General features: G+C 65.3%; 18 protein-coding genes and 1 tRNA gene. 14 read left to right on the top strand and 5 right to left on the bottom strand.

Translation table 11 applies throughout. The features are described from left to right. Positions 1–20: 20 nt before the first annotated feature. On the bottom strand, positions 21–1376 hold the full coding sequence (gene glmU / locus AB6B38_RS08950; protein WP_371392512.1) for a bifunctional UDP-N-acetylglucosamine diphosphorylase/glucosamine-1-phosphate N-acetyltransferase GlmU: 1356 nt from the start codon (positions 1374–1376) through the stop codon (positions 21–23). 407 nt (positions 1377–1783) lie between these two features. Here glmU and AB6B38_RS08945 point away from each other — a divergent pair, with 407 nt between their 5' ends. Then, entirely contained in the window at positions 1784–2482 is a 699-nt protein-coding gene (locus AB6B38_RS08945; protein ID WP_371392511.1) for an HAD hydrolase-like protein, read from the top strand. Positions 2483–2484: 2 nt separating this feature from the next. Here AB6B38_RS08945 and AB6B38_RS08940 read toward each other — a convergent pair whose 3' ends face one another. Beyond that, entirely contained in the window at positions 2485–2703 is a 219-nt protein-coding gene (locus AB6B38_RS08940) for a phosphoglycolate phosphatase (protein ID WP_127568383.1), read from the bottom strand. 257 nt (positions 2704–2960) lie between these two features. On the opposite strand from AB6B38_RS08940, the gene AB6B38_RS08935 reads away from it, so the two are divergent. From AB6B38_RS08935 to AB6B38_RS08920, 4 genes are all read left to right on the top strand, one after another. Next, positions 2961–3035 (top strand) — tRNA-Val (locus tag AB6B38_RS08935). A gap of 345 nt (positions 3036–3380) precedes the next feature. Continuing rightward, positions 3381–4421, top strand: coding sequence for an extracellular solute-binding protein (locus AB6B38_RS08930; protein ID WP_371392510.1), 1041 nt, complete (start codon positions 3381–3383; stop codon positions 4419–4421). Next, entirely contained in the window at positions 4412–6079 is a 1668-nt protein-coding gene (locus AB6B38_RS08925; RefSeq protein WP_371392509.1) for an ABC transporter permease, read from the top strand. The genes AB6B38_RS08930 and AB6B38_RS08925 overlap by 10 nt, the downstream gene beginning before the upstream one ends. Next, positions 6076–7143 (top strand): ABC transporter ATP-binding protein, encoded by a 1068-nt coding sequence (locus AB6B38_RS08920; RefSeq protein ID WP_371392508.1) that lies wholly within the window; start codon positions 6076–6078, stop codon positions 7141–7143. The genes AB6B38_RS08925 and AB6B38_RS08920 overlap by 4 nt, the downstream gene beginning before the upstream one ends. 234 nt (positions 7144–7377) lie before the next feature. On the opposite strand, the gene ggt is transcribed toward AB6B38_RS08920, so the two are convergent. Together ggt and AB6B38_RS08910 are read right to left on the bottom strand one after the other, a co-directional pair. Then, positions 7378–9108, bottom strand: a complete 1731-nt coding sequence (ggt, locus tag AB6B38_RS08915; protein WP_371392507.1) for a gamma-glutamyltransferase — start codon at positions 9106–9108, stop codon at positions 7378–7380. 58 nt (positions 9109–9166) lie between these two features. After that, positions 9167–10120 (bottom strand): LysR substrate-binding domain-containing protein, encoded by a 954-nt coding sequence (locus AB6B38_RS08910; protein WP_371392506.1) that lies wholly within the window; start codon positions 10118–10120, stop codon positions 9167–9169. Positions 10121–10368: 248 nt separating this feature from the next. Here AB6B38_RS08910 and AB6B38_RS08905 point away from each other — a divergent pair, with 248 nt between their 5' ends. The 9 genes from AB6B38_RS08905 to msrA all read left to right on the top strand — a co-directional run bounded on the left by AB6B38_RS08905 (position 10369) and on the right by msrA (position 18436). After that, entirely contained in the window at positions 10369–10620 is a 252-nt protein-coding gene (locus tag AB6B38_RS08905; RefSeq protein WP_371392505.1) for a hypothetical protein, read from the top strand. A gap of 122 nt (positions 10621–10742) precedes the next feature. Beyond that, a complete protein-coding gene (locus tag AB6B38_RS08900) occupies positions 10743–11084 on the top strand; it encodes a hypothetical protein (RefSeq protein WP_371392504.1) in 342 nt (113 codons plus the stop codon). Further along, the gene (locus AB6B38_RS08895; protein ID WP_371392503.1) at positions 11084–12064 is read left to right on the top strand and encodes a P1 family peptidase; all 981 of its coding nucleotides are present in this window, start codon (positions 11084–11086) and stop codon (positions 12062–12064) included. Before AB6B38_RS08900 ends, AB6B38_RS08895 begins: the two co-directional genes overlap by 1 nt. Before the next feature lie 234 nt (positions 12065–12298). Beyond that, on the top strand, positions 12299–12592 hold the full coding sequence (locus AB6B38_RS08890; protein WP_371392502.1) for a hypothetical protein: 294 nt from the start codon (positions 12299–12301) through the stop codon (positions 12590–12592). A gap of 130 nt (positions 12593–12722) precedes the next feature. Further along, the gene (locus tag AB6B38_RS08885) at positions 12723–14240 is read left to right on the top strand and encodes a murein L,D-transpeptidase (protein ID WP_371392501.1); all 1518 of its coding nucleotides are present in this window, start codon (positions 12723–12725) and stop codon (positions 14238–14240) included. A gap of 164 nt (positions 14241–14404) precedes the next feature. Then, entirely contained in the window at positions 14405–15412 is a 1008-nt protein-coding gene (locus AB6B38_RS08880; protein WP_371392500.1) for an N-acetylornithine carbamoyltransferase, read from the top strand. Next, positions 15409–16764 carry an acetylglutamate kinase gene (locus AB6B38_RS08875; protein WP_371392499.1) on the top strand — a complete coding sequence of 452 codons (1356 nt, stop codon included), beginning with the start codon at positions 15409–15411 and terminating at the stop codon, positions 16762–16764. The genes AB6B38_RS08880 and AB6B38_RS08875 overlap by 4 nt, the downstream gene beginning before the upstream one ends. A gap of 4 nt (positions 16765–16768) precedes the next feature. Further along, complete coding sequence (argC, locus tag AB6B38_RS08870; protein WP_371392498.1) at positions 16769–17710, top strand: N-acetyl-gamma-glutamyl-phosphate reductase; 942 nt, start codon at positions 16769–16771, stop codon at positions 17708–17710. A 93-nt stretch (positions 17711–17803) separates the two neighbouring features. Beyond that, positions 17804–18436 (top strand): peptide-methionine (S)-S-oxide reductase MsrA, encoded by a 633-nt coding sequence (gene msrA / locus AB6B38_RS08865; protein ID WP_371392497.1) that lies wholly within the window; start codon positions 17804–17806, stop codon positions 18434–18436. On the opposite strand, the gene AB6B38_RS08860 is transcribed toward msrA, so the two are convergent. Continuing rightward, complete coding sequence (locus AB6B38_RS08860; RefSeq protein WP_371392496.1) at positions 18430–19995, bottom strand: ArnT family glycosyltransferase; 1566 nt, start codon at positions 19993–19995, stop codon at positions 18430–18432. The two genes, msrA and AB6B38_RS08860, sit on opposite strands and share 7 nt — an antisense overlap. Positions 19996–20378 lie beyond the last annotated feature (383 nt).

Here is a 20378-nt window from a genome sequence, read left to right as displayed (position 1 = left end):
TGTGGGGCCGGTTTCCCGGTCTATTGGGCGTTCTTCTTGTCCTTGCGGGCCTGCATCATCTGGCGGAAGCGCGCCGCCCAGCCGGGCTTGTTCTCCTGCCTGGCGCGCGACAAGGCCAGCGCATCGTCGGGCACGTCTGATGTGATGACGCTGCCTGAGCCTGTAAAGGCCCCCTTGCCGATGGTGACAGGTGCCACCAGCGAAGAGTTGGAGCCGATAAACGCGCCATCGCCCACAATCGTGCGGTGCTTGAAGAAGCCGTCATAATTGCAGGTGATGGTGCCCGCGCCGATATTGGCCTTCGCGCCAATATCCGCATCACCGATATAGGCCAGGTGATTGGCCTTCGCGCCGGCGTGCAGGACCGCGTTCTTCACCTCGACAAAATTGCCGATCTTCGCGCCCGTCTCCAGCACCGCGCCGGGACGCAGGCGGGCATAGGGCCCAACCGACGTGTTCTCGCCAATGTGCGCGCCTTCCAGATGGCTGAAGGCGTGGATCACCGCGCCGGTCTCGATGCGCACGCCGGGGCGGAAGACCACATTGGGTTCCACAATCACGTCATTCGCGATGTGCGTGTCATGGCTGAAGAAGACGGTCTCCGGCGCGATCAGTGTGACGCCCGCTTCCATCGCGGCGGCGCGGGCGCGGGCCTGAAAAGCGGCCTCGGCCTCAGCCAGATTGGCGCGGGAGTTGACGCCCAGCACCTCATCCGCGTCTGCGCGCACGGCGCGGGCGGTGTGCCCGGCAGCGACGCCCAGCGCGACGATGTCGGTGAGGTAATATTCGCCCTTCGCGTTGTCGTTGGTGACTTTCGAGAGCAGGTCGAAGAGCACGCGCGCAGGCGCCGCCATCACGCCGGAATTGCACAGGCGCACGGCCCTTTGCTCGGCGCTGGCTTCCTTCTCTTCCACGATGGCGGTGAGCGCGCCGGACGCGTCTTCGATCAGGCGGCCATAGCCGGTAGGGTCTTCCGGCTCGAAGCCCAGAACGGCGATGTGTGCGCCTGAATCGAGAGCGACAAACACCGCCTGAAGTGTTTCTGCGCGAATGAGCGGCGTGTCGGCGAAGAGTACGGCCACATCGCCGTCAAAACCGGCCAGTGCATCTCTGCCGCACAGTACGGCATGGCCGGTGCCCATGGGCGGGTCCTGCAGGGCGGTAGCTGCGCCCGCGGCTTCTGCGCGGGTCTTCACCTCCGGCCCGTGCGCGCCCCAGATCACGACCTGCTGCTCCGCGCCGCATTCGTTTGCCAGCGCCAGGCTCCAGTCCAGCATGGAGCGTCCGCCGACGGCATGGAGCGGCTTTGGGAGGGCCGACTTCATCCGCGTGCCGTGACCGGCTGCCAGAATGATGACTGCGCGTGCCTTCGCCATGGAGCTGTCCTTCCTCGTGCCTGCCGCCGGGCGCTGTTATCACAGGCCCGCCCGCGCTATAGAGCGTATTTCGTTCAAATGGAATCGTTTGAGCGCCGGTATTTCATGGTCCGGCAAGGCGCGTGAAGCGATGCGGTGTGAATACCGTGAGCTTTGCGCAACGCCGTCCGGGGCAAGAAATACCCAGCTGAAACGGTTGCGGTGTGCTTTTCTCAAACAAGGGACAGCCTTTCGCCGGCTTGGCGGTCTTTTTTGTTCCGGCTTTGTCGAAATCCTCGCATGATGGTCACATCATGCTGCGGTCTTCTCCTCGCCAGCACAAAAAATACTCACCATCAAACCGCTCCCAGTTGAACAAAATACGCTCTATCCCATCCGGCGCGTACTTGCGAAGGGGAAGACTGGCCATGACGCATTTCGAGGCTCTGCGCGGCGCGTCCATCGCGTTCGATCTCGACGGCACGCTGGTGGATACCGCGCCTGATCTGGTGCGGGCGCTCAACGAATCCATTGCGCCCTACGGTCTTGATCCGGTGCCGGTAGAAGATGTGCGCGCCATGGTCGGGCGCGGCGCGCGCGCGCTGATCGTGCGGGCGTTTGACCGGGCCGGAGCCGTTCTGGAGCCGGATATGGCCGAATCGGCCCTGTCACGCTTCCTGATGACCTACGGAGCCGATATCGCCGCGCACAGCCGCCCCTTCGAGGGCGTGGAGCGCGCGCTGGATGTGCTCAGCGCATCGGGCGCACGGCTTAGCGTATGCACCAACAAGCCGTCAGCGCTGGCGCGCCAGCTCATGGACGCGTTGAACCTGACGGCGCGGTTTGAGCGCATCACCGGACCGGAGGATGCGCCGGCAAAGAAGCCGGACCCGTCGCATCTGCTGGCGGCTGCCGGTGAGGGCGATCCGGGACGCTTCATCGCTCTGGTGGGCGATTCTGAGCCTGATGCGCTGGCGGCGCAGGGCGCGGGCGCGGCCTGTGTGCTGTTTTCGAGGGGTTACAGCGAAAAGCCGGTCAGCACGCTGGGCGCTGACCGGCTTTTCGATTCCTACGGCGATCTGCCGGCTATCCTCGCAGAGCTGGCTGCACACAGGCGATCAGCCTGAATTTACGCGCTGCGGCGGTTCTCGCCGCGGTCATTGGCCGGACGGGGCATGCCGTTGACCAGGTTGGAACGCACATCGGTGCGGGCAGACCGCATGGCGGGCATGAAGCCGGCATCCACCAGATCAACGGTCACGTCGTAACCGCGCTCTTTCCAGTAGGCTTCAATACGTTCTTTCAGGCGGCGCGCGCCTTCAGGCGTGCAAAGGTCATTGCTGGCCATGTCTCTATTCTCCTTCGGACGCGCTCAGGGCCTTGAAGCGCACCGGCTTAGGTGACTGTCGGGTGTCATACCGGGGCCGCGTCGTGCGCCCGGCGGTATGAGCCATATAGATGCTTTGCCTTCTTGACGGAAGTGTGACGAGAGGGGTCCTCGCGAATTTGTTATCCAACCAGTGAATGCGTGCAGCGAATTCCGGTTCATTGAGCGATCCAGTGCTTGACCACATGCGTGGTTTGCCTCTATACGCCGCTCCCTCCGGGCGATTAGCTCAGCGGTAGAGCACTTCGTTCACACCGAAGGGGTCACTAGTTCGATCCTAGTATCGCCCACCAGATTTCCTCATTAAATCTGTGTAATGCCGGATTTTCGACTGCCTGCAGGCCATGCCTGCAAGGGCAGTCGATGCCGGTTTGCGCGTGCGTAAAGGCCAGCGGCACGCCGTAAGGCGCGGATCACTTTAAAGTGACCATTGGCGCGCCGATTTTCGATATCGCCGTCATGGAAATGTTGTCTTCCCCTTGGGAAACGCTCACGCTTCGCTGGCGGCTGCATCGGGTACCAGTTAATTCAGACTTGCTCTTGCGAAGCGTTCGCAAAACTGGCATGACGCATCCATACCGCTGGCCCGGCATCGTGTGATGTCCGGGTCCGGCGGCCCCAGATGGAAGAGGAATGTCATGTCAGAACGCCTCCGTTACGGCCTTGTCGGCGCCGTCATTGCCACGCTCGGCCTTGCTGCCTGCGGCCAGCCTGAACAGGACAGCGTCGTCAACGTGTTCTCCGCGCGCCATTACGCCTCCGATCAGGAGGTGTTCCGCGCCTTCACCGAGGAGACCGGCATCCGCATCAATCTGGTCGAGGCAAGCGGCGATCTGCTGATCGAGCGGGTGCGCGCCGATGGCGAGCGTTCGCAGGCCGATGTCATCATCACGGTGGATGCCGGGCGTCTGCACCGGGCCGAGCAGGCGGGCCTGTTCCAGCCCGCAGGCGATCTGGGCGGCATGCTGGAGCGGGTGCCCGATACGCTGGTGCATCCCGATAATCTCTGGTTCGGCTTCGCGACCCGCGCACGCGTCATCGTCTATGCGCGTGACCGCGTGGATGCGTCCGAAGTGCAGAATTATGCAGACCTTGCCCGCCCGGAATTTGAAGGCCGGGTGTGTGTGCGCTCCTCCTCCAATGTCTATAACCAGTCACTGGTTGCGGGCATGATCGCCGAAGACGGCGCGGAGGCGGCGGAAAGCTTCGCGCGCGGTATCGCGCAGAATCTCGCCCGCACCCCGCAGGGCGGCGACACCGACCAGATCCGCGCCGTGGCAGCTGGCGAGTGCGACGTTGCCATCGTCAATCACTACTATCTTGGCCGTCTGCTGAACGCCTCGGACAGTGCCGACCGCGCCGTGGGCGAGGCTGTCGGCATCGTCTTCCCCGATCAGGGCCGGGGCGGCACCTATGTGAACGTGTCGGGCGCGGGCCTGGCGGCCAGTGCACCCAACCCTGAAGCTGCGCGCGCGTTGCTGGCCTTCCTTCTGTCAGAGCGGGCCCAGCGCGCCTTTGCCGAGCTTACCAATGAGTTTCCCGCCGACCCGTCTGTCAGCTATGACAACACCGTTCTTGAGGGGTTTGCCGGTTTCCAGGCGCGTGATCTGAACGTCAACGCGCTGGGCGAAAACGGCGCTGAAGCCCAGCGCATTTTTGACCGGGTGGGATGGCCATAACCGATACTGCCACACTCCGCCGCACGCTGACGGGCCGGACAGGATTGCATCCTGTCTGGCTCGCTGCTTTTGCGGGCCTTTTGTGCGCTGCGCCTTTGCTGGCCGTGGTGTGGCTGGGCGTGTCCGGCCCGTGGAGCGATTATCTGATCCACATCGCCAATACGCGCCTGGCAGAATTCCTCATCAATACCGCGATTGTCGGCCTGACGGCGGCGACGCTTGCCGGTGTCATCGGCACAGGCACGGCCTGGCTGGTGACGCGCTATGTGTTTCCCGGCCGCAATCTCTTCCAGTGGATGCTGGCCCTGCCGCTGGCCATGCCCGCCTATGCGGCGGCCTATGGCTGGTATGATCTGACCCAAGGCGCAGGCCCGCTTGGCGGGTGGGTCCCCGCCGTGCACGGTCCGTTGGGCGCGGGCGCGATCTTTGGCCTCGTCTTCTACCCTTATGTCTATCTGCTGGCGCGCGAGAGCTTCTCGGCCCAGTCCGCCGACGCCTATGACGCGGCGCGCACGCTGGGCTGTTCGCCCTTTGCCGCCTTTGCCCGCACCGCCCTGCCCATGGTGCGCCCGGCCATCGCGGCGGGTCTTGCGCTGGTCGTGATGGAGGCACTGGCAGACTATGGCACGGTCAGTCATTTGGGCGCGCAGACCCTGACCGTGGCGCTGATGCGCGCCTGGGCGGGCGAGGGCTCCATCCCCGATGCGGCGCGCCTCGCCATGCTGCTGGTCTCCATCACCTTCCTCATCTTCATGGCAGAGCGGGCCTTGCGCCGCCGCGCCCGCCAGACGGCGGCGTCTGGCCATGTGCGCGCGTTTCGCCGTCAGAGCCTCTCCCCGCTCGCCGGGATGCTGGCCGCCTTTGCCTGTCTCTTGCCGGTGCTGATGGGCCTCGTCATTCCGGCGGCAAGGCTGGGCTGGCGGGCAGCCTATACACCGGCGGCAACCGGGCTGATGGATGCGGCGGTAAACTCGCTGGTGCTGGCAGGGGTATCGGGGCTTCTGGCGGCGGTCATCGGGCTGGGCTTGGCCTATGCCATCCGCACCCGAAAGCTTGCCGGAAGAGCCTCTGCGCGCATCGCCTCCATGGGCTATGGCGTACCCGGCGCCGTGGCGGCGCTGGGCGTGCTCATCATATTCGGCACGCTGCAAGGATGGCTGGATACCAGCTGGCGTGTCCTCACCGGCTCGCCCTTCCCGCTGGTGCTGACGGGCAGTGCGCTGGCGCTGATCTTTGCCTATCAGGCGCGCTTCATCGCGGCTGCCATCGGCCCCAGCGAAAGCGCGCTGTCGCGCGTCACGCCGTCGCTGGACGCAGCGGCGCGTTCGCTGGGCGCAAGGCCGCTGGAGCTCGCCCGGCGCGTCCATTGGCCGCTGGTCTCATCAGGCGTCGCGCTGGCGGGCCTGCTTGTATTTGTGGAGGTTCTCAAAGAGCTTCCCGCGACGATGATCCTAAGGCCCTTCAACATGAACACGCTGGCCGTGACCGCGCACAATTATGCCGCCGATGAAAGGCTGGGCGAGGCGGCCCTGCCAGCGGTGCTGCTGGTCGTGGCGGCATTGCCGGCGATGATCTGGATCGCCCGGCGCATCACCGCGACCGAGCGCGCGCGCGACGCCGTGCCACCGTCTGAAGCGATACCGGGGCTGGCCGAATGAACATGATGGCAGACCATAGCCCCCGCGTGACCATTACTCGCGCCGAGGTACGCCTTGGCGGTGATGATGGCGCGGTTGTGCGCGGGTGCGATCTGTCGCTGCGCGCCGGTCAGGTGACCGCGCTGCTAGGGCCGTCGGGGGCGGGCAAGTCCACGCTGCTGCGGGCGATTGCCGGGCTGGAGCGTCTGCATGCGGGCGAGATACGCTCTGACGGTAATGTGTGGAGCGGGCCGGGCGTGCATCTGGCGCCGGAGCGCCGCCGCTGCGGGGTAGTGTTTCAGGATTACGCCCTGTTTCCGCATCTCACCGCGATCCAGAATGTGGCCTTCGGTCTGCGCCATTTAGGCGGCGATGAACGCAAGAAGCGCGTGATGGAAAGCCTTGAGGCCGTAGAGCTGACCCATCGCGCGCGCGCCTATCCCCACGAGCTCTCCGGCGGTGAGCAGCAGCGCGTTGCGCTGGCGCGCGCGCTCGCGCCCGAACCTTCCGTCATGCTGCTGGACGAACCCTTCAGCGGGCTGGACCGGCGGCTGCGCGCCGACCTTTCGGCGATGACGCTGGACGTGCTGCGCCGCTCCGGCACGGCTTCGCTCATCATCACGCACGACGCCGAAGATGCGCTGGCCAGCGCCGACGAGATCGCGCTGATGGAGCGCGGCATCATTATCCAGTCCGGCACGCCTGACGCGCTCTATCTGGCTCCGGCCAGCGAAAGCGCGGCGCGCATGCTGGGCGATGCGGAAGCCTTTGCCAGCAGGGTAGAGGGTGGCAAGGCATCAACGCCGCTGGGCGCGGTTGCCGCGCCTCAGGCAGAGGGCAGCGCCGTCACCGTGCTGGTGCGCCCGGAAGGCATTCTGGTCGGCGCAGACGGGGCGGGCGGCGGGCGCGGGCCTCAGGGCCATATCCTCGCGCGCCGCCCCGCCGGACCTGTGGTCGTGCTCCTGATCGCGCTGGCGACGGGTGAGCGCGTGACGGCCCGCGCGCCTGTCAGCCACCCGGCACAGGCCGGTGATGCGGTGTCTCTCTCCCTGGACCCGGCTTTTGTCAGCGTGGTGTCGGGGTAGGGAGCTTCTTCTTGGTTCCGCAACGCATCCGCGTTGCGATGTTCCGCGAAAAGTCGCGGGCGCGCAGTCGCGCTTTTCAGGCCGCTATGCGGCCTGCGAGGCCGACCGGCCGCCGGGCACTTTTGCCCGCAGCGAAGCCCGGATGGGCTGAGCATCAAAAAGAGACTGGACCCCGACGTGCGTCGGGGAAACGCGGATAGGTTGCTGGCCGGGAGTTCACGATGGGGCTTCCCCCTAAGGCCGTCCGGTCACCCCATCCCGGCGGGGGTCAGCGCCGCCTTCCAGCGTGCCGTCCTCACCCATGCGGATGATGTGGATGCCAGAGTTTTCGCCCTGCTCGCCGCGTATCTGGTGGCCAAGCGCGCGTAAACCCTCCAGCAGCTCTGCGTCAAAGCCGCTTTCAATGCTGACCACATCGCCGCGCGCGACGATATTGGGAAGGGCTGCCGCTTCCTGCGGTGTCATCCCCCAGTCGAGCATCGCAACCAGCGTCTTGGCCGTGTAGGCGATGATGGAATTGCCGCCCGGAGAGCCGGTGGCGATAAGGAAATCACCCTCCGCATCCAGCACGATTGTAGGCGACATGGACGAGCGCGGACGCTTGCCGCCTGCTGGCGCGTTCGGGTGCGTGCGCCCGTCTGCATCGCGCGGCACGAAGGCAAAATCGGTAAGCTGGTTGTTCAGCAGGAAGCCGCCGTCGGTCATCCGGTTATTGCCGAAGACGGACTCCACCGTGGTGGTCATGGAGACGACATTGCCGAAGGTGTCGCGGATAGAGTAGTGCGTGGTGCCGGGAACGTCCGGCGTCGTATCGGCGATCACTTCCGGCGCGCCGGGCGGTGTGCCGTGGCGAATTGCCGGGATTGCTGCATCGACGGAGATCAGGCGGCGGCGTTCGGTCAGGTAGGCATGGTCCAGAAGGCCCTCCACCGGCACATCGGCAAAGGCCGGATCGCCGACATACTGGTCCCGGTCGGCATAGGCCAGGCGGCTGGCCTCGATGAAGAGGTGCCAGCCCTCGACCGTGTCCGGGCCGAACGCGCTCATCTCGAACCCTTCCAGCAAGGTCAGGATGGCACCGACCGCCACCGCGCCCGATGAGGGCGGTGGAGCCGAGCATACGCGGTAAACCCGATAGGGCACACACAGCGCCTCACGGCGGATCGGCTCATACGCTTCCAGGTCTTCCAGCGTCAGCAGCCCGCCGCGCGGATCACGCGACGCGGTGGCGATGATGTCCTCGGCTATCTCGCCAGTGTAGAAATTGCGCCAGTCAGCCGCGACGGCCCGCAGGGTCTGCGCATAGGCTGGATTGGTGCGGATGAAGCCCTCAGGGTGGGCATTGCCCTCTTCATCGTAGAAATAGGAGCGGGCCGGTTCCTGACGCGACAATTGGGAAATCTGCGCCACGCGCGCCGCCATGGACGAGGTGCGGCCCGACAGAGGAAAGCCCTCTTCTGCCAGTTCAATGCCGGCCTCGAAACCGGCCGACCAGTCCAGACGGCCATGCTCCTCATGGGCCATGGCCAGCATCGCCACCGCGCCGGGCGCGCCGGTGGACTGGCCACTCTGCCAGGCATCAAGATAGGCCAGAGGCTCGCCGTTTTCGTCCAGCCAGTAGTCTTCGCTCACCGCCGCCGGGGCCGTCTCTCGCCCGTCATAGACCGTGACCGCGCCTGTCTGCGCGTCATAGCGCACCAGGAAGGCCCCGCCCGCAATGCCGGAGCTTTGCGGCTCGACCAGACCCAGCACCATCTGCACCGCGATGGCGGCATCCACCGCATCGCCGCCCCGGCGCAAGGCTTCCAGACCGGCTTCCACAGCCAGCGGGTGGGCAGCGGAGACCATCGCGTCCTCGCTGCCTGTCACCGGGCCGGAGGCACCTCCCGGCGCGCTGTCATCACCGCTGCAGGCAATCAGGGCAAAGGGCAGGGCGGCGGTAAGGAGGAAGCGGTTCAGATGCATGGAGGGTCTCTCTTGTCGAAGGTATGGATATCAAATTGTGGTGCCGGAGGCAGTCTGGCTAGACCCCGGCTGTTTCAAAGGGCCGCGCCTCCTCGGCAAGAAAATCTGCGAGCGCGCGCGCGGCGCGGCTCAACGGGCGTCCTTCTGGCGACAATAGATGATAGCGCCAGGAGAGCGGCGTCACCCCGTCGGCGATGAGGGTGATGAGGCGTCCTTCCGCGACGGCGCTTTCGGCCAGCGAGGCGCGCACCAGCGCAACGCCGCGCCCCGATACCGCCGCCCGTACGGCATGGTCTGGCGCGCTCACATGATCGCCCTGTGCGATGTCCGCCCGGTTCAGCCCGCGGCGCGCCAGCCAGACCTGCCAGTCAGGCTGGGCGGGGTCCCGCGCCGGGGTGGTATCGTGGATGAGGGGCAGGGACATGACGGCCTTGCGCCAGTCGCCATCGCATTGCTCCAGCAGGTCGGGCGCGACGGCCGGCATCAGGCTGTCGGACAGCAGGGGCCGCACCGCATAACCCGGCCATTGCCCGTCGCCAAAGCGGATCTCGATATCCAGCCGGAAGCGGTCCAGATCGTCCGTGCCGGGATCGCTGATCAGGCTGACATCATTGCGCCCGGCTCTGGCAAGGCGCGGGGCCAGCCAGGCGGCAGCAAAGGCACCGGGAACCCCCAGACGCACCCGCGCAGGCGCAGCGCCAGCAGAGCGCAGACGCGCGCTGGCCTCGGCCAGGCTCGCAAAAGCCTCGTGCAGATAAGGCGCGGCATCTGCAGCCTCCACGGTCAGCAGCACGCCCTGGCCTGTCCGCTCCAGAAGGCGGGTTTTCAGCACATCCTCCAGAAGCCGGATCTGCTGGGACACCGCGCCCGGCGTCACACCCAGCTCTCTGGCCGCCGCAGCAAGACTGCCGCGCCGGGCCGCCGCCTCGAACGTGCGCAAGGCATTGAGCGGCAACAGGGCCTGAGATGCGCCTGCAGCCAGGCTTTCCTCGTTCAGATTTCCTAATGCCATGACAATGCCCGCCTGACCGTTTCGGGGTGTGGTTCCAATCCCGTTGTCTACAAACTCGCGCAATATCTGTCGATTGCTGCGCGCGCCCGGATCGCCGCCCGTTAGATATTCTTCCCGCTGCTGACCGGGCAGGGCAGAGCGTGGAGCCCTGCCGGAAGGCCCGCCTTGCGGGGGGGGGGCTTTGCCGGGATTGTAAATTGTGGAATTCTCGTATAACTTAAAAAATACGTAATTTCAGGGTTTAAGATATGGCTGACCCGCTGACAATGAGTGCTACCGAGTTCTCCCGCCAGTTTGGCCGGGTGAAAGAGGATGTACGCGAGCACGGCGTAGTGCGTGTCATCAGCCATAACCGGCTGGTGGGCGGGTTCCTGTCGCCGCGTGAGCTTCAGCTTTACGAAAGGCTCAAGCGCGAGCAGCGTGAAGTCATCCGGGCAGGCGAGGTGCCTGATGATCTGGTGGACGCACTGCACGAGCAGCTGGCCAGAACAGACAGGTAATCGGGCGTGCTCATTCCCGAACCTGAAGCGGGTCTTTCATCCGCTACAGCTTTCTTTGGAGCCACGAGGCACAGCAGGACGCTATTGAAGGCAGCAAGGACAGGCCGTGTGCCATCATTCTGGTGGTTCAGACACCCGGCGCGGAGACAAGACGGGTATCGGTTCTGCCGATTACGCACACCCCACCTTTGGCGGCCGATGCCATCACCCATCTCAAGCTAACGCCTGCCGAGTGCCGGCTTGCCGGCCCGGATGACGCAGAACACTGGGTAGTCCTGGCCGAACTGAACCGGTTCAGCTGGCCCGGCCACGATCTCAGACCGGTGCCGGGTACCCAGAGCTGTGTGCATGGAAGCTTGCCACAGGCCAGCTATCGCCGGATCGTTTCGGCATTCCTGGCGTTCGATGATGCGGTGAAGCAAGGGCGAAGCGAGGACCGGCACACCACACAGAGAGACGGATAATGCGCAACAACCTTACCGATATTGCCGGCCTCAGCGTCGGCCAGGCCGAGGACGAGGCGGTGCGCACCGGCGTGACGCTGGTTGTGTTCGATGAGCCTGCCATTGCCGCTATTGATGTACGCGGTGGCGGGCCGGGCACGCGGGAAAGCGATGTCCTGCGTCCCGGCGGGCTTGTCGAGGGCGTGGATGCCATCGTGCTGTCGGGTGGCTCGGTCTACGGGCTGGGCGCGGCTGATGCGGTATGCGCGAGCCTTGGCGCGCAGGGGCGCGGTTATGCGCTGATGCCCCAGCCGGGCGTGCCGGCCTCTCCCATCGTGCCGGCGGCCATTCTCTATGATCTGGCCAATGGCGGCGCCAAGGACTGGGGCGACAGCCCGCCCTATGCCCGGCTTGGCCGCGCTGCGCTGGAAAATGCCGGGCTTCGCGCTCCGGTCCGGCTTGGCCGGGCAGGGGCCGGGTTTGGCGCACGGGCAGGGTCGCTGCCCGGCGGCACCGGCTCTGCCAGCGCGAAATCGCGCGATGGTCACACCGTGGCAGCCCTTGTCTGCGTGAACAGTTTCGGCTCGGTGCGCGTGCCGGGCACGCAGCAATTCTGGGCCGCACCGTTTGAGCGCGATGGCGAGTTTGGCGGACTTGGCTGCGCGCCCGGCCCTGTCGTTGATCTGGAGGACTGGGGCGAGGCGAAGTTCAATCCCGCGCTGCGTACCAACACCACGCTGGCCGTCATCGCCACTGACGCCGTGCTGACACCCGATCAGGCGCGGCGCATGGCCATCATGGCGCAGGACGGCATGGCGCGCGCCATCCGCCCGGTTCACACGCCGTTTGACGGTGACGTGGTGTTCGTGGCCTCGACAGGGCGCCTCGCGCTGTCCGGCCCGGCGCCCTTGTGCGTAGCGGGCCTCGGCAGTCTGGCGGCCGACTGTCTGGCGCGGGCCATCGCGCGCGCCGTCCACCATGCCTGCATGACAGGCGTGTAAGCTTTGTGAATGCTGTTTACGGCAAATGGGCTGCAACGAAATGCGGCACCCATGCGTTTATTGTCAGCGGTTCGAACGGCAATTTTGATGCCTTGAGGTCTGTTATTGCTTGACGGCAAGCCAATAAGCTGTTGGCTTTCCTTCGCGGTTATTCCGTGGGGGCTGCTGATAACCGGGGCACGAAACGCGCCGCCGGCCTCTCTGATGGACAGGTCATTGATGGAGATTATGACGATGAAAAAGTTTGTTCTGGCTGCTTTCGCCGCAAGCGCGATTCTGGCCGCCTGTGAGGAGCAGGGTCCGGCAGAAGAAGCGGGTGAGGCGATTGACGAGGCGTTGGGCACCGAGGAGCAGAGCCCGGCAGAAGAGGCGTGGGACGATACGACCGACGCCGCTGGCGATGCCTGGGATGCGACCACCGACGCGGCAGAGGATGCCGCCGATCAGGTAGAAGAATGGGCTGAGGATGCCGAAGAGGCTTGGGAAGAGGCCACTGAGGAAAGCCCGGAAGACGGCGCGCCTGAATAAGGCTCGTTACGCTGTCTGAGTGACTGGCAAAACCCCGGATCATCCGATCCGGGGTTTTGTTTTGGGCGTAATTGGCGTTCTCAACGCCGCTGCACCTTGTTAACTTCACGCCGGAGGGGGAGGTGCCAGGATGGGCGCACGCGCGCTTTTCATAACGATGCCGGTCCTGATGCTGGCGCTGGTTGCGGCCGGCGCTGCACACGCGCGTCAGGCATGGAGCGATGAGCATGCCGCCGATCTGGCCGACGCGCTGGCCGAGGTGTGGACGCACGGGCTGACACCCGGTCATTACCCGTCGCCGGAAGAGGTGACCGCCTTGCCGGCAGGGCCGGAACGCGACGCCCTGGCCAGCGATGCCTTTCTGGCGCTGGCCCGTGATCTGGCGGCAGGGCGCATCGACCCGCGCCAGCTGGAGCCGGACTGGACAGCCCCCGCCCGCGTCCCCGATCTGGATCTGGTGCTGGCAACGGCCCTGCGTGAGAACACGGTGTTTGACACGCTGGAGGGGCTTGGCCCGTCACATCCCGACTATATGGCGCTGCGCCGGGAGCTGATCCGCCGCCATGCCCTGCTGCGCGCCCACACACCCATCGCGCACGGGCCGTGGATGGAGCAGGGCGATAGCGGTGAGCGCGTGGATGCCTTGCGCGCCCGCCTCTTTCAGGAGGGGCTGCTGGCTGTCAGGGGGGAGGCAGGCGCGCCCTTCGACGAGACATTACGCACGGCCCTGATCCGCTTTCAGGCCCGCCACAACCTGGCGACGGACGGGGTGGCCGGGCCGTCCACCATGCGCGAGCTGAACACGCCGCCGCGCCACCGGCTCGATCAGGTGCGCGCCAATCTGGAGCGCTGGCGCTGGGTGCCGCGCGATCTGGGCGAGCGCCATATCCGGGTCAATCTGGCCGATTACCGGCTGGAGGCGTGGTCAGGCGGGCAGGTGGAACGCACCCACCGCTCCATGATCGGGCGGGGTTATAACCGCACGCCGGTTTTCTCCGAGGACATGACCTTCATCGAGATCAACCCGGTCTGGTACACACCCACCAGCCTGGGTGCGCCGTGGCTGCGCCGTTTCCAGACCAATCCGGGCTATGCGCTGGCGTCCGGTTACCGGCTGGTGGACCAGTCAACAGGCGCGGTGATCAACCCGTCGCAGGCGGACTGGGCGAACGGGCGCTACCGCGTCATCCAGGTGCCGGGCGCCGGCAATTCGATGGGGGAGGTGAAGTTCATGTTCCCCAATATCCACAATATCTACATTCATGACACGCCGGAGCGCGCCCTGTTTGACAATGTCCAGCGCAACGAGTTGTCTGGATGCGTCCGGGTGGACGAGCCGCGCGAGCTGGCCTGGTGGGTGCTGCAGGGCGAGACGGGCTGGACCCGTGAGGCGATGGAGGAAGCGTTCGACAGCGGGCGCACGCGCCGCGTCTGGCTGCGCCATCACATCCCGGTCCATATCCTCTATTTCACCGTCGTCTCCGACCGGTTCGGCAATGCCCGCTTCATCCACGATATCTACAATCGCGACCGCGCCCTGATCACGGCGCTGGACGCCGATGCGCGTGGGGACAGCGTGGTGGAGGAAATGGCTGTCATACATCCCTCGTCCTTCGAGACGCTTTCTGTCGAAAGCTCCTCAGGATGAGGGATTCTGGTCTTTCCCGCCCCTCATCCTGAGGGTGAGCGATAGCGAACGTCTCGAAGGACGAGGGGCGGCAACTCATTCCCGCTCACACACCCGTTTGCGCATTGCAGCAAGGAGCGCTAAACGCGTGAGCTTTCCAACGCCCAAGGGAGGCGCGTGAAACGATGCGGCATTTCCTGTCTACCGCCGACTGGTCGAGACAAGAACTTCAGGCCCTGATCGACCGTGCGCGCCGATACCGGGAAAGCCCGCAAGGCGATGCGCTCAAAGGCAAGTCCATCGCGCTCGTCTTCTTCAATCCTTCCTTGCGCACCCGCACCTCGTTTGACCTTGGGGCCCACCAGCTGGGCGGTCATGCCATCGTGCTGGATGCGCGCGGCGGCACCTGGCCGGTCGAGTTCGAGGACGGGGCCATCATGGACGGCACGGCCGAAGAGCACGTGAAGGAGGCGGCGCGCGTGCTGTCCTCCTATGTCGATCTCATCGCGATCCGCTGCTTCCCGAAGTTCGAGAACTGGACGGCCGAGCGCGAAGACCCGCTGATAATGGCCTATGCGAAATACGCGACGGTGCCTGTCATCAACATGGAGACCATCGTCCATCCCTGTCAGGAGCTGGCCCACATGATGGCCCTGCAGGACACGATTGGCGATGTGCGCGGCAAGGAGTTTCTGCTGACCTGGGTGCCGCACCCCAAACCGCTCAACACGGCTGTGGCCAATTCCGCCCTGCTGATCGCGTCCAAGTTCGGCATGAATGTGCGCCTTCTGATCCCGGACGAGGTTTACCGCCTCGATCAGCGCTACATGGATGCGGCGGAGAAATTCTGCGGCGATGCCGGCACCTCGCTGACCGTCACCACCGACGTGAAGGCAGCCTATAGCGGCGCGCACGCTGTCTACGCCAAGAGCTGGGGCGCGCTGCCCTTTTTCGGCCAGTGGGACGGCGAAGCGCCCTACCGTGCCAAGGGTGCAGGCTTTATGATTGACGATGCCAAGATGGCGCTGACCGACAATGCGGTCGTCAGCCACTGCCTGCCCATGCGGCGCAATGTGAAGATTGCCGACTCGGTCGTGGATTCGCCCGCCTTTATCGGCCTTGCCGAAGCGGAAAACCGCCTGCACGTACAAAAGGCGATCATGGAAACCCTCGCCAATGGAGCGGAGCCGTGATCGGGAAACCTGCAGACCATCACGCTAGCGAACGCGGCGGCGCAGCCGTGCCGGTGCGCTCGGCCATCGTCCAGCTTCTCTCCCAGATGCGCGACGGCAAGGAGATACGCGAGTATCTCACCCGCTTCTCGCGCCTCGATCAGGAACGCTTTGCCGTCATCAAGGTCGGCGGCGCGGTGATGGAAGAGGAGATGGAGGCGCTTTCGGCCTCGCTCGCCTTCCTGCAGACGGTGGGGCTGGCCCCTATCGTGGTGCATGGCGGCGGGCCACAGCTCGACAAAGCTTTGAGCGAGGCGGGCATCGAGACCGTGCGCAAGCAGGGCCTGCGCGTCACCCCGCCCGAAGCGATCCCTGTGATCCGCGATACGCTGACGCGCGTGAATCTGGAACTGGTGCAGGCAATCCGCGATTGCGGCGGACGCGCGGCTGCCATTCCCTCAGGTGTCTTTGAAGCCGAGTTGATGGACGAGGGCGAGCTGGGCCGCGTTGGTGATCCCACGAAAGTGCGCCTTGAACTGGTCGCCGCCGCCGCACGCGCCGGACAAGCCCCGATCCTGGCCTGCCTTGGCGATACCGCAGACGGGCGGCTGGTCAACATCAATGCCGATGCGGCCGTGCGCGCGCTGGTGCATGCGCTCCAGCCCTACAAGATCGTGTTCCTGACCGGCACCGGCGCGCTGCTGGATGAAGCGGGCAAGCCCTTGTCCGCCATCAACCTCGCCACCGATTTTGACGAGCTGATGAGCGCGGACTGGGTATCGGGCGGGATGCGCCTGAAAATGGAAGAGATCAAGCGCCTGCTTGATGATCTGCCCCTGTCCAGCTCGGTCTCCATCACCGCGCCGGGCGAGCTCGCCAAGGAGCTCTTCACCCATGCCGGGTCCGGCACGCTGGTGCGCAAGGGCGAGCGCATGCTGGAGATCACCGCCAAGGCCGATCTCGATACCGCGCGCGCCGCCCCGCTGATTGAGGCAGCTTTCGAGCGCCGACTGGTGGACGGGTATTTCGACCGGCTGGACTTCGACCGCGCTTTCGTCACTGAAAGTTACCGGGCGGCGGCCATCACCTCCAGGCTCGATGATGTGATCTATCTCGACAAGTTTGCGGTGCTCGACGATGCGCGCGGCGAGGGGCTGGGCGGGGCGGTCTGGCGCAAGCTGATCGCCTATGCGCCGCGCCTCTACTGGCGCTCGCGCACCGATAATCCGGTCAATGAATTCTACTTCGCCACCTGCCATGGCGCGGTGAAGACCGGCCACTGGACGGTGTTCTGGCGCGGAGAAGCCGATCTGTCGCGCATTCCGGCCATGGTGGAGCGCATCGCGGCCCTGCCGCCGACGCTGAGGAGCTAGGGCCATGCTGAAAGTTGGCCTTGTGGGCGCGCGCGGACATACCGGCAAGGAGCTGGTTGCCATCCTTTCGCGGCGCAGCGATATGCGGCTCGTGTTCGCGTCCTCACGGGCGATGGCGGGTGAGCCGGTATCAAACCTCGCGCCTGAAGCCCGCGATGGGCTGGCCTTCGAGGCGATGGGGCCGGAAGACGTGGCGGCGCGCGGGGCCGACGCGGTGATACTGGCGCTGCCCAATGGCGAGACCGCGCCTTACGTGGCGGCGATTGAAGCGGCGGCACCGGGTACGATTCTGGTCGATCTCTCGGCTGATTACCGCTTTGACGACAGCTGGACCTACGGCCTGCCGGAGCTCTATGGGCGCGAGCGCCTCAAAGGCGAGACGCGTATCTCCAATCCGGGCTGCTATGCGACGGCGGGCCAGCTCTGCGTGCATCCGGTGCGTGATCTTCTGTCCGGTCCGGCACATCTGTTCGGCGTGTCGGGCTATTCAGGTGCCGGCACGACGCCCAGCCGCAAGAATGATGTCGAGGCGCTGCGCGACAATCTCATGCCCTACGCCCTGACCGGGCACATGCATGAGCGCGAGATGAGCCGTCATCTCGGCCATGAGGTGCGCTTCTCCCCCCATGTCGCCGCCTTCTTCCGCGGCATCACCCTGACCGCACAGTTGAACTTTGCTGCGCCGGTAACGCTGGACGCGTTCAAAAGCCGATACGCAGCGGCCTATGAGGGCGAAAAGCTGATCCGCCTCAGCGACGCCATCCCTGAAGTCCGCGACGGGCAGGACATTCCCGGCGCAGTCGTGGGCGGCTGGTCTGTGGGTGAAGGCGGACGCAATGCGACGCTGGTCTGCGCGCTCGATAATCTCCTGAAAGGCGCTGCCGTGCAGGCCGTGCAGAACCTTGCGCTGGCTGCCGGGCTTGAGGAGCTGGGCGGGATCGCCTGACCGGCCTTACGTGTCACAATTTCGCGCGCGGGGCTTTCCCTGACGGCAGTCTGCGTCATTTACTGACTGTCAGCTGATCCGAAGGATACCGCCATGCGCCTGCTCGCCCTTCTTGCCGCCGCCTTCCTGATGGCCTGTTCAGACAGCCCGGCCGGCACCGCGCAGAAGGCTGGCGAACCCGCCGCCCTGCCTGACGGGCAGGCCCGCGCGATACTGGCCTCTGGCTGCTTCTGGTGCACCGAGGCTGATTTTGAACGCCTCGACGGCGTGATTGACGTGGTCTCCGGCTTCACCGGCGGCCATGTGGAGAACCCGGAATACCGGCAGGTGGTCAATGGCAATACCGGTCATGTCGAGGCGGTGGAGATCATCTACGACCCGCAAATCGTCAGCTATGAGGCGCTGCTCTCCCATTACTGGCGCAATGTCGATCCGTTCGACGGGGGCGGGCAGTTCTGTGACCGGGGGGCGGCCTATGCGCCCGCCATCTTCACCCTTGATGACGCGCAGCGTGCCGCTGCCGAGGCCAGCGCCGCCGAAGTCGAGGCCCGCTTCGGCCAGCCCCTGGCGGTGCGTATCCGCGAGGCTGAAGCCTTCTGGCCGGCGGAGGACTATCACCAGAACTATGCAGAAAATAATCCGATCCGCTATCAGCGCTATCGCTTTGGTTGCCGGCGCGACCAGCGCCTGCGCGAAATCTGGGGCGATGAGGCGGGCGGCTACTGAAGCGCCGCTTCGCGGGCCTCTCGCGACAGGCGGATAGCCTCTTCGAACGCATCGGTCCTGACCACGGGCCGGTAGTTCTGCGCGATGAAGAGCTGGTAATGGCGCTCCCGCCCGCCGCCGAGATCAATGCGGATATCGCCAGCGTGCTCCATCTGCGCAAAATCATACGCCATCACGGGCACTTCCAGCGGCCGTTCTGACGCGATCAGGACCGGGCCTTCATAGCCGGCCGGCAGCGCCCAGCCCTGTTCGGCGTGATTGGTAATGCCTGCATAGCGCATCCAGATGAAGAGCCCGGCATTGATGGCGCCGCCATAGCGCTGCATCTGGTGGAAATCATTGCGGTTATCGAAGACGAGCGTTTCCACGCCCGTGCGTTCCACGGCCTCTGCCAGGGCAGTTGCGGTTTCCGGCCAGCCGCGCACCCGCTTGAAGGCGTTGGCAAGGCCCACCTGCTCGGTCAGGGCCGGACTCATGGCCAGCGTGGCAAAGCTGATCCCGACAAGTGTATGCAGCGCGATCGAGCCGGTCAGCACCCAGCGCCGCCAGCGCGGACCCTGCAGCAGCACGGCGATCACGATAATCGTCGCGGCGGCATAGGCGCTGGCCGCCCAGTTGGCGTGGGCACGGCTCAGGAAAGCCTGACCCGTCACCACCAGTATCGCAGGCACGCAGAAACAGGCCAGCACGATGAGGCGCGGGTCGGCGCTGCCAGTGCGCCACTGACGCACCAGCACGATGAGGATCGCCACCAGCGCGATGAAGAAGGCCGGGCCGAACACGCCCATCTGGTCAACCAGGAAGGAGAGGGACTCGCCGGGATTGAACATGTCCGCGCCCCAGTTGGCGTTAGCCGCCGTGTGGGAGACGGTCGCAAAGTCATTGCGCCAGTTCCAGATGAGGTTCGGCGCCAGGATCAGCCCGGCCAGCGCCAGCGATACCAGAAGCCGCGGGCGAATGAGCGCGCGGCGCGAGACCGGATCGAGAATGGCCGCCAGCACCAGCCCGGCTGCAAAATAGCCCATGGCGTATTTCGCCAGCATGCCAAAACCGAAGCCTGCGCCCAGCAGGACAATGGCGCTCCAGCCCGCGCCTTCGCGCAGCCGGACAAATCCGTAAAGCGCCAGCGCCCAGCAGGTCAGCAATACCGCATCGGTGGAAATGACGGCCGCCGACAGCCAGACCGAGGGCAGGGTGACCCAGGCGATGAAGGTCCAGGCGGCAGCGACCCGGCCAAACAATCGGTCTGCGCTCAGCGCCAGCAGCAGCGCGGTTGCCGTATGAAGCAGCGGCGCGGCGAGCCGGATCGCCCAGTCCGAATCACCGAACACGGCGGTGGTGGCAGCGATGATCCAGGCGATGAGCGGCGGCTTGGAGAAATAGCCCCAGTCCAGATCACGCGACCACACCCAGTACTGCGTCTCGTCGGCATAGAGGCTGGACGGGTTGACGATCAGCCCGGTGATCCGCGCGCTCAGCAATAGCAGGCCGAAGAGGCCCGCCGCCAGGACAAGCCTTTGCGCGGTCAGAGCGGTCTTGAAATCGGGTGGCGGGGTCATGGGGTGTGTCGGGCCGGGCAGCGTCGAAGAATAATGGTCTTCACCCTTCATATAACGTCCGCACCGGCAGCGCATCCGGCTTGCGCCTCTGATCGCAGGCGCGGCCGGCATGAGGCGTTGCCCAGAAGACACGGTATCACAGATGAAGCCGCAGCCCCGGTGCAGCCCCGAAAGGGCGAAAGGAGGGCGTATACGCTCAAACGGCCGCCGGAAATTGCTGCATTGCGTTGAATTTACACCGGTGACGGCACGCCCGATGCTCCGTGTGCGTCCTTACAGTCTGTTAATAAGTTGGTAGCGGTGAAATAAAACCTTCACACTTGTGTCACCGAACCGACTCCCAGCACCCGTAAGCGGTCTCCCGAACGCCCGTATTCCGGCGG

The sequence above is a fragment of the Glycocaulis abyssi genome (assembly GCF_041429775.1).
Classification (GTDB): Bacteria; Pseudomonadota; Alphaproteobacteria; order Caulobacterales; family Maricaulaceae; genus Glycocaulis; species Glycocaulis abyssi.
Note: the sequence above shows the minus strand (reverse complement) of the source record. Positions and strands in the feature narration are given on the sequence as shown.

What these genes read in the sequence shown, in the direction of transcription:
- AB6B38_RS08895 (WP_371392503.1), top strand. Translation starts at nt 11,084, where the DNA reads ATGCGCAACAACCTTACCGATATTGCCGGCCTCAGCGTCGGCCAGGCC.
- AB6B38_RS08945 (WP_371392511.1), top strand. Translation starts at nt 1,784, where the DNA reads ATGACGCATTTCGAGGCTCTGCGCGGCGCGTCCATCGCGTTCGATCTC.
- argC (WP_371392498.1), top strand. Translation starts at nt 16,769, where the DNA reads ATGCTGAAAGTTGGCCTTGTGGGCGCGCGCGGACATACCGGCAAGGAG.
- AB6B38_RS08910 (WP_371392506.1), bottom strand. Translation starts at nt 10,120, where the DNA reads ATGGCATTAGGAAATCTGAACGAGGAAAGCCTGGCTGCAGGCGCATCT.
- AB6B38_RS08940 (WP_127568383.1), bottom strand. Translation starts at nt 2,703, where the DNA reads ATGGCCAGCAATGACCTTTGCACGCCTGAAGGCGCGCGCCGCCTGAAA.
- AB6B38_RS08920 (WP_371392508.1), top strand. Translation starts at nt 6,076, where the DNA reads ATGAACATGATGGCAGACCATAGCCCCCGCGTGACCATTACTCGCGCC.
- ggt (WP_371392507.1), bottom strand. Translation starts at nt 9,108, where the DNA reads ATGCATCTGAACCGCTTCCTCCTTACCGCCGCCCTGCCCTTTGCCCTG.
- AB6B38_RS08885 (WP_371392501.1), top strand. Translation starts at nt 12,723, where the DNA reads ATGGGCGCACGCGCGCTTTTCATAACGATGCCGGTCCTGATGCTGGCG.
- AB6B38_RS08905 (WP_371392505.1), top strand. Translation starts at nt 10,369, where the DNA reads ATGGCTGACCCGCTGACAATGAGTGCTACCGAGTTCTCCCGCCAGTTT.
- glmU (WP_371392512.1), bottom strand. Translation starts at nt 1,376, where the DNA reads ATGGCGAAGGCACGCGCAGTCATCATTCTGGCAGCCGGTCACGGCACG.
- AB6B38_RS08890 (WP_371392502.1), top strand. Translation starts at nt 12,299, where the DNA reads ATGAAAAAGTTTGTTCTGGCTGCTTTCGCCGCAAGCGCGATTCTGGCC.
- AB6B38_RS08880 (WP_371392500.1), top strand. Translation starts at nt 14,405, where the DNA reads ATGCGGCATTTCCTGTCTACCGCCGACTGGTCGAGACAAGAACTTCAG.
- AB6B38_RS08925 (WP_371392509.1), top strand. Translation starts at nt 4,412, where the DNA reads ATGGCCATAACCGATACTGCCACACTCCGCCGCACGCTGACGGGCCGG.
- AB6B38_RS08860 (WP_371392496.1), bottom strand. Translation starts at nt 19,995, where the DNA reads ATGACCCCGCCACCCGATTTCAAGACCGCTCTGACCGCGCAAAGGCTT.
- msrA (WP_371392497.1), top strand. Translation starts at nt 17,804, where the DNA reads ATGCGCCTGCTCGCCCTTCTTGCCGCCGCCTTCCTGATGGCCTGTTCA.
- AB6B38_RS08930 (WP_371392510.1), top strand. Translation starts at nt 3,381, where the DNA reads ATGTCAGAACGCCTCCGTTACGGCCTTGTCGGCGCCGTCATTGCCACG.